This is a genomic window from Acidovorax sp. CF316 (assembly GCF_000276605.1).
Classification (GTDB): Bacteria; Pseudomonadota; Gammaproteobacteria; order Burkholderiales; family Burkholderiaceae_C; genus Acidovorax.
On sequence record NZ_AKJX01000244.1, the window covers coordinates 1 to 6,496 of the forward strand.

Sequence of the window (6,496 nt, forward strand, 5' to 3'; positions counted from 1 at the left end):
AAGGGGCAGCCGCCGTCAAACGCATGCCCCTGGCGGCGATGCGCGCCGACGCCGAGAGCCGCGTGCTCACGCGCGACTTCGAGGGCGCGCTGCGCGCCAAGATCGCCCGGGGCCATGCCGCCGTGATCGCCGAGGTCAAGAAGGCCAGCCCGAGCAAGGGCGTGCTGCGCGCCGATTTCATCCCGGCCGACATCGCGCAGAGCTATGCCGACGGCGACGGCACGGTGAGCGCGGCCTGCCTTTCGGTGCTGACCGACAAGCAGTTCTTCCAGGGCAGCGTGGACTACCTCAAGCAGGCGCGTGCCAGCTGCCAGCTGCCGGTGCTGCGCAAGGACTTCATGGTCGACGCCTACCAGATCTACGAATCGCGGGCCATGGGCGCCGATGCCATTTTGCTGATCGCGGCCAGCCTGGACGATGCGCAGATGGCCGACTTCGAGGCCATCGCCCGCAGCCTGGACATGGCGGTGCTGGTGGAAGTGCACGACGCGGCCGAACTGGATCGCGCCCTCAAGCTCAAGACGCGGCTGGTGGGCATCAACAACCGCAACCTGCGCACCTTCGAGGTGTCGCTGCAGACCACGCTCGACCTGCAGAAGAACGTGCCGGCCGACCGCCTGTTGGTCACCGAGTCCGGCATTCTCTCGCCGGCCGACGTGAAGACCATGCGCGATGCGGGCGTGAACGCCTTCCTCGTGGGCGAGGCCTTCATGCGAGCGCCGGAACCCGGCGAGGCGCTGGCCAAGCTGTTCGGCTGATCCCACGCCAGCCGCCCATGACCGACGTCACCCAACTGCAAAGCGCCGATCCGACCGATTGGCCCGTGGCGCCCGGCTGGCAGTCGCTGGTCGATGCCTTCTTTGCCGGCGCGCGCGGAAGGGCGCTGCTGGCCTACCTGCAACAGCGCCTGGAGGCGGGCGCCGCCATCTTCCCGCCCAAGCCGCTGCGTGCGCTGGAGCTGACCCCGCCCGAGCAGGTGCGCGTGGTCATCCTCGGCCAGGACCCGTACCACGGGCGTGGCCAGGCCGAGGGCCTGGCGTTCTCGGTGGCGCCGGGGGTGCAACTGCCGCCCTCGCTGCGCAACATTTTCAAGGAGATGCAGCGCGACCTGGGCACCGCCTTTCCTGCCTGGCCCGAGCCGGGCGGCAGCCTGGTGAAATGGGCGAAGAACGGCGTGCTGCTGCTCAACACCGGCCTCACGGTCGAAGAAGGCCAGGCCGCCAGCCACTCCGGCAAGGGCTGGGAGGAGTTGACCGACGCCGTGATCCGCCACGTGGCCGAGGGCGGGCGCCCGGTGGTGTTCATGCTCTGGGGCTCGCATGCCCAGTCCAAGCGCGCATGGATCCCGGCCGACCGCGGACACCTGGTGCTGACCTCCAACCACCCTTCGCCGCTGTCGGCGCTGCGCCCCCCCGTGCCCTTCATCGGCAACGGCCACTTCGGCAAGGCGCGGGAATTTCGCCAACAGCACGAAGAGCGGGGCTGACGCCCCCTACCAGGGGCCGGGCAGCCTTGCCTTGAGCAAGTCCAGAAAGGCCTGGGCGGCCATGGGCAGGCTGCGGCCTGCGAGGGTCTGCAGTTCCAGGTCGCGCAGGTCCATGCCCTGGTCGCTGATGGGCAGGGCTACGATGGCACCGGCGGCCACCAGATGGCGCGCCGCGATCTCGCTGGACACCGACAGCCCACCCCCGTTCGCGACGAAGTTGAGCATGGTCTTGGCGTGGTTGCTCACCAGCACCGGCGCGAGCTGCAGCCCCTGGCGGCTGCAGACGATGTCGATCATCTGGCGGATGGTGGTCTCGGGCGGCGGCAGGGCCAGCGGGTACTGCCCCATGCGGGCCAGGGTCACGCTCGCCGCAGCGGCCAGGGGGTGGCCGGGTGGCACCAGGGCCAGCACCGGCGCCGTCTGGCGGTACGACACCTCGATGTCCTTGTGCGGTGCGCGGCTGAAGCACAGGCCGATGTCCGCCGCACCGCTGCGCACCGCATCGGGCACCTGGGCCGTGGGCAGGGACTGCACCTCGAACTGGATGCCGGTGTGCGTGCGCTGGAACTCCACGCACAGCCGCGGCACCAGTTCGTTGGCAAACGCATCCGAGGTGGCCAGGCGCACCTGGCCCGCGCGCAGGCCCTGCAGCGCGCCGATCTCGCCGAGCGCCCGTTCGGCGTCGAGCACCGTGCGGCGCGCATGCGTGGCCAGGATCTCGCCGGCCGCCGTGAGTACCATGCCGCGCGGGTGGCGCTCGAACAGTGGCGTGCCCAGCTGCGCTTCGAGCCCGGCGATCTGCCGGCTCAGGGCCGAGGCGGCCACGTGCAGCCGCGCCGAGGCCTCGGTCAGCGAGCCGCTTTGCGCCACTTCGAGGAAGTAGCGCAGGGCGGTGTCTTGCAGGAGTTGGGCACGCATGGGGTGGGTCGTGGTGAGGTTTGCCGTAGATCATCTCAAAAAGCGGGCCACTTTGCCGTGGCGGCAAAGCTGTTTGCTGATTTGGTGGTGGTCATACGACTGCCATGTTCCTAAGATGAAGCCCATGGCGGCGCACGCCCGCGGGTTTCCAGCGGCATGGTGCGCCTGCCCGTTCCTGTTCCCGTCTTTACTGGAGTGCTTCGTATGCGTCTTTTGTCCTGGGGCCAAAGCGTGCTCGGCCTGGCCTGTCTGGTGGCGGTGTGTGCTTGCGCGCACGCGCAGTCCAACTGGCCCGACCGCCCGGTGCGGGTGATCGTGCCCTTCCCGGCCAGCGGTGCCACCGACCTCGTGGCCCGCGTGGTCGCGCAGCGCGTGGCGCAGGACCTGGGCCAGCAGATGGTGGTGGACAACCGCCCCGGCGCGGGCGGCACCATCGGTTCGGCCGAAGCCGCCAAGGCGCAGCCCGACGGCTACACGCTGCTGCTCACCACGAGCAGCACCCACGCCATCTCGCCGCACCTGATGCCACGCCTGGCCTACGACGCGCGCAAGGACTTCACGCCCGTCGCCCACCTGGCCGACGCGCCCAGCGTGCTGCTGGTGACCAACTCGCTGCCGGTGAAGACCGTGGGCGAGCTCATCACCTACGCCAAGACCCACCCCGGCAAGCTCAACTACGCCACCAGCGGCAATGGCACCATCGTGCACCTGAACGCCGCGGCCTTCAGCGCCCAGGCCGGCGTGGAGATGACGCATGTGCCCTACAAGGGCACGGCCCTGGCCATCCCCGACCTCGTGGCCGGGCAGACGCATGTGCTGTTCGACTCCCTGCCCACCGGCATGCCGCACGTCAAGAACGGCCGCCTGCGCGCCCTGGCCGTGACCAGCGAAAAGCGCAGCGCGCTCGCACCCGAACTGCCCACCATGGCCGAGTCGGGCCTGCCCGGCTATTCGTCCGTGACCTGGTTCGGCGTCTACCTGCCGGCCGGTGCCAAGCCGGAGCTGGTGGACCGCGTGCACAAGGCCTTCGCCAAGGCCATGCAGTCGGCCGAAGTGGCCGAAGGCCTGGCCAAGCTCGGCGTGGAACCCGCCGCGCCCAGCACGCCCGCCAAGTTCGCGGCCATGGTGCAGGCCGACAGCGCCCGCTGGGCCACGGTGATCCGCCAGCACAAGATTTCTTTGGAGTGAGCTATCCGATGACTGCACCCACCACGGGCCTGGACTGGGCTCTTCCCTACGCATCGAACCGCAGCGCGGTGATGGGCCGCAACGTGGTCTCCACCTCGCAGCCCCTGGCCGCGCAGGCGGGCCTGCGCATGCTGCTGGCCGGCGGCAATGCCGTGGACGCGGCCATCGCTGCCGCCATGGCGCTGACCGTGGTCGAGCCCACAGGCTGCGGCCTGGGCAGCGACGGCTTCGCCATCGTCTGGGACGGCAAGGAGCTGCACGGCCTGAATGCCTCGGGCCGCTCGCCCGCCGCCTGGAACCCTGCCTACTTCGCCGAGCGCGGCGGTCTGCCCGAGACAGGCTGGAATGCCGTCACCGTGCCCGGTGCGGTATCCGCCTGGGTGGCACTGTCCAAGCGCATGGGCAAGCTGCCTTTCGCCAAGCTGGCCGAGCCCGCCATCGACTACGCGCGCAACGGTTTCCCCGTCTCGCCCACCATCGCCCGCCTGTGGGCCCTGGGGGCCGCCAAGCTCGGTGCCCAGCCGGGCTTTGCCGAGTGCTTCATGCCCGGCGGCCGTGCGCCGCGCGCGGGTGAGATCTTCCGCAGCGAGGCCCATGCGCGCACGCTGGAGCTGATCGCCCAGACCGAGGGCGAAGCCTTCTACCGTGGCGAGCTCGCACGCCAGATGGTGGCGCACGCCCGCACCAACGGCGGCGCCATGACCGAGGACGACCTCGCCTCGCACCAGGCCGACTGGGTGGGCACCGTGAGCCAGCGCTTCGGTGATTCGGTGGTCCACGAGATCCCGCCCAATGGCCAGGGCATCGCCACGCTGATGGCACTGGGCATGCTCGAATCCCATGGCATCGGCGGCCAGCCGCTGGACCATGTGGACACGGTGCACGCCAGCATCGAGGCCATGAAGCTCGCGCTGGCCGACCTGCACGAGTACAACGCCGACATCGACGCCATGCAGAAGGTGACGCCGCGCGATCTGCTCGACGAGGCTTATCTCCAGCAGCGTGCGCAACTGATCGACGCCGCCCAGGCCGGCGACCCCGGACACGGCACGCCGCGCCCCGGTGGCACGGTGTACCTCGCGGCCGCCGATGCCTCGGGCATGATGGTCTCCTTCATCCAGTCCAACTACATGGGCTTCGGCTCGGGCGTGGTCGTGCCGGGCACCGGCATCAGCCTGCAGAACCGGGGCCACGGCTTCACCCTGGAGCCCGGCCATGCCAACGAGGTGGGCCCGCGCAAGCGCCCCTCGCACACCATCATTCCGGCGTTTGCCATGCATGCCGACGGCACGCCGCAGATGGCCTTCGGCGTGATGGGCGGCCCCATGCAGTCGCAGGGCCACCTGCAGATGGCCCTGCGCGTGCTGCGCTACGGCCAGAACCCCCAGGCCGCGGCCGACGCGCCGCGCTGGCGCGTGACGGGCGGCAAGGGCGTGGCGGTGGAACCAGCCTTCGACCCCGCTGTGGTCGCTGCGCTGCGCGCGCGTGGCCACGAGGTCACGGTGGAAGAGGGCAACGGCGTCTTCGCCTTCGGTGGCGCCCAGCTCGTACTGCGCCAGGGCGAGAGCTACGTGGCGGGCTCCGATCCGCGCAAGGACGGGCACGCGGTCGCGTTCTGACCCCCACCGCGCCCCGGCCTGCACCCAGGGCGGGGTGATTGCCTCGATGGATTTCTGTATGGCAGAATATTGTTATTGTTTTACAGAAAACATGAGGCAATTCCCATGGCATCCATCCAGAGCCCGGCGTTTCGGCGCCTGTCGCGCGGGCTGCACGCGCTGACCCTGCTGTGCGCCCTGGCCGGGGTGTGCTTTTCCGTGGCCCGCTGGCTGCTTTTGGGCCGGGGCGAGCCCGGCGGTCTGGCGCAGATGCTGCTGCCCGCGCAGGCGCTGCAGGTGGGCATCGGCGCCCCGGTGCAGATCGACGCGGCCTGGCGCCTCGTGGGCCTGGCCATCGAGTGCCTTCCGACCGCCGCCATGCTGTTCACCGTCTGGTGCCTGCACCGCATCTGCAGCGCCTTCCTGCGCGGCGAGGTGTTCGGGCCGGCGGTGGTGCGCGGCTTTCGCGGCGTGGGCTGGGGCTTCATCGCCATGTTCGCGGCCTCGCTGGTGCACGGCGCGGCGGTGACCGCGCTGCTGTCCTGGCTGGCCTCGGGCCAGCGTGGCGGGCAGGTGGCGCTGTCGGTGGGTTCGTTCGAGATGAGCGTGCTGATCGTGGGCCTCATGATGCTGCTGCTGGCCCATGTGATGGCCGAAGGGCAGCGACTGCAGGAGGAATCGAGTGCTTTCGTCTGACCGCGCCGTGATCGGTCTGTCCCATTCCCGAGGCATGCGCCAGAAAGGTGGCCATGCCCATCGTCGTCACGCTCGATAAAATGCTGGTGCGCCGCAAGGTGAAGTCGCGCGACCTGGCGGCGCACGTGGGCATCACCGAGGCCAACCTCTCGCTGCTCAAGAGCGGCAAGGTCAAGGGCGTACGCTTCGAGACGCTGGCCGCCATCTGCGACTACCTGCAATGCCAGCCGGGTGACCTGCTGGCCTGGGTGGCGCAGGAGGGTGGCGCCGTGGACGATGGGCCCCCCTGACGGCCGCCGCCCGGGCCGCTGGCGCCTGGGGGGCGCCGTAGCGGCCTCGCTGCTGCTGCACGCGGTGCTGCTGTGGCGGCTGGTGCTGCCGGCATCGGCCGTGCGGGCGCCCGAGGCGCCTGCCCGGCAGGTGATGGAGATCCTGTGGATCACGGCCGCGCAGACCGCGGCAACCCCACCCCGAACGCCCCCGCCGGAGCCGGTGGCGGCGCAGCGTCCCCGGGCCGCCGAAGCCCAGGCCGGGCCGGTGCGCGAGGCCCGCGGTGTGCGCTCGGCTGCCGCGGTCCTGGCCGGACCGCAAGACACCGGCCCCCGCGGGG

The 6,496-nt window shown here is 70.5% G+C and carries 7 protein-coding genes and 1 pseudogene; 7 read left to right on the forward strand and 1 reads right to left on the reverse strand.

The window, feature by feature from the left end:
- Both trpC and PMI14_RS28500 read left to right on the forward strand, forming a co-directional pair.
- On the forward strand, positions 1 to 758 hold a 758-nt coding region (gene trpC, locus PMI14_RS28495), incomplete at its 5' end, for an indole-3-glycerol phosphate synthase TrpC (protein ID WP_007860131.1).
- A 17-nt stretch (positions 759 to 775) separates the two neighbouring features.
- A complete protein-coding gene (locus PMI14_RS28500; protein WP_007860133.1) occupies positions 776 to 1,486 on the forward strand; it encodes a uracil-DNA glycosylase in 711 nt (236 codons plus the stop codon).
- A 6-nt stretch (positions 1,487 to 1,492) separates the two neighbouring features.
- Here PMI14_RS28500 and PMI14_RS28505 read toward each other — a convergent pair whose 3' ends face one another.
- Positions 1,493 to 2,404 (reverse strand): LysR substrate-binding domain-containing protein, encoded by a 912-nt coding sequence (locus tag PMI14_RS28505; RefSeq protein ID WP_007860135.1) that lies wholly within the window; start codon positions 2,402 to 2,404, stop codon positions 1,493 to 1,495.
- A gap of 204 nt (positions 2,405 to 2,608) precedes the next feature.
- On the opposite strand from PMI14_RS28505, the gene PMI14_RS28510 reads away from it, so the two are divergent.
- From PMI14_RS28510 to PMI14_RS28530, 5 genes and pseudogenes are all read left to right on the forward strand, one after another.
- A complete protein-coding gene (locus PMI14_RS28510) occupies positions 2,609 to 3,592 on the forward strand; it encodes a tripartite tricarboxylate transporter substrate binding protein (RefSeq protein ID WP_007860137.1) in 984 nt (327 codons plus the stop codon).
- Positions 3,593 to 3,600: 8 nt separating this feature from the next.
- Positions 3,601 to 5,211, forward strand: coding sequence for a gamma-glutamyltransferase family protein (locus tag PMI14_RS28515; RefSeq protein WP_007860139.1), 1,611 nt, complete (start codon positions 3,601 to 3,603; stop codon positions 5,209 to 5,211).
- A 105-nt stretch (positions 5,212 to 5,316) separates the two neighbouring features.
- Positions 5,317 to 5,886: a DUF2975 domain-containing protein gene (locus PMI14_RS28520; protein WP_007860141.1), complete on the forward strand. Its 570-nt coding sequence runs from the start codon at positions 5,317 to 5,319 to the stop codon at positions 5,884 to 5,886.
- 53 nt (positions 5,887 to 5,939) lie between these two features.
- Positions 5,940 to 6,176 carry a helix-turn-helix transcriptional regulator gene (locus PMI14_RS28525; protein ID WP_007860143.1) on the forward strand — a complete coding sequence of 79 codons (237 nt, stop codon included), beginning with the start codon at positions 5,940 to 5,942 and terminating at the stop codon, positions 6,174 to 6,176.
- A pseudogene (locus tag PMI14_RS28530) lies at positions 6,163 to 6,496 on the forward strand (hypothetical protein); the annotation flags it as partial. The gene PMI14_RS28525 and the pseudogene PMI14_RS28530, both read left to right, overlap by 14 nt.